This window comes from Streptomyces sp. CO7 (assembly GCF_053474865.1).
On sequence record NZ_JBRIOU010000004.1, the window covers coordinates 344,534 to 345,735 of the forward strand.

General features: G+C 77.4%; 1 protein-coding gene. It reads left to right on the top strand.

All coding sequences use genetic code 11. The features are described from left to right. Positions 1–139: 139 nt before the first annotated feature. Positions 140–1,202 (top strand): sensor histidine kinase (locus ACOV8S_RS14270; RefSeq protein WP_448318184.1); only part of this gene is annotated, 1,063 nt, incomplete at its 3' end.

Sequence of the window (1,202 nt, forward strand, 5' to 3'; positions counted from 1 at the left end):
CCTCCACCCTCTCCCCCGCCCCGCGCGGACGCATCGACCGCGGCGACGAGATCGCCCTGCATCCTTCGGTGGAGGTCCGCCCCGGGCGGGCGCGCGCCGGTCCGATGTGCCGGGCGGCCCGAGTGTGTTGGATGGGGTCATGACCCTCGACGGCTCCCCGCCGGGCCCGCGCCCCTTCGACGTGGCCACGGCCCTCGGCGGACTGGCCCTGGGCCTGCTGCTGTGGGCGGTGGGCCTGGACGTGTATCCGGCGCGGGACGTGCCGGGCTGGTGGGTGCTGGTCCCGCTGGCGGTGATGTCGGCGCTGGAGGTGCTGCGCCGCGTGCGCCCGTGGACGGCCCTGGCCGCCGGCACGGTGGCCCTGGTGGCCGACCAGTTCACCACCGGCAGCCTGGCGACCGTGCTGCTCTTCACCGACCTGCTGTACGCGGCGGCCGTCTACGGCAGCGCCCGGCCGGCCCGCCGACTGCCGCAGGTCACCGGCGCCCTCACCCTGGCGGCGATCGCCTGGGGCGTGTTCACCTGGCAGGACGCCTACTCGCTGATGCTCGGCCTGGGGGTGGGGCTGGCGGCCTTCGGTCCGGCCGCCACCGGGGCGCTGGTGCGCCACCACCGGGACGCCGCGCGGGCGGCGCGGCGGGAGGCCGAGCAGACGGCCCGGCTGGCGGAACTGGACCGCGCCCAGGCCGTGACCGCCGAACGCACGCGGATGGCACGGGAGTTGCACGACGTCATCGCCGGTCATCTGTCGGCCGTGGCGGTGCACTCGACGGCGGCGCTGTCGCTGGACGACGCCGACACCTCCCGCGAGGCGCTGGGCGTGATCCGGGAGAACAGCGTGGCGGCGCTGACCGAGATGCGCCGCATGATCGGCCTGCTGCGGGCCGGGGGCGACGACCTGGAGCCGTCCGCCGTGCCCAGCCTGGAGGGCCTGGCGCCGCTGGCCGAGGGGATCCGGGCGGCGGGCTTCCCGGTGACGGTGACGCCCGCCCCCGAGGCGGGATGGGACCTGCCGTCGCCGGTGGAGCTGGCCGCCTACCGGATCGTGCAGGAGTCGCTGACCAACGTCCTCAAGCACGCCGCGCCCGGTCCCGTGACGGTCGCCGTGGAGCGGGACGGCGGCGCCCTGCGCGTGGTGGTCACCAGCGCCCTCACCGCGCCGGGCGGGCAGCCCGCCAGGGCTCCGGGGGCGGGGGCCGGGC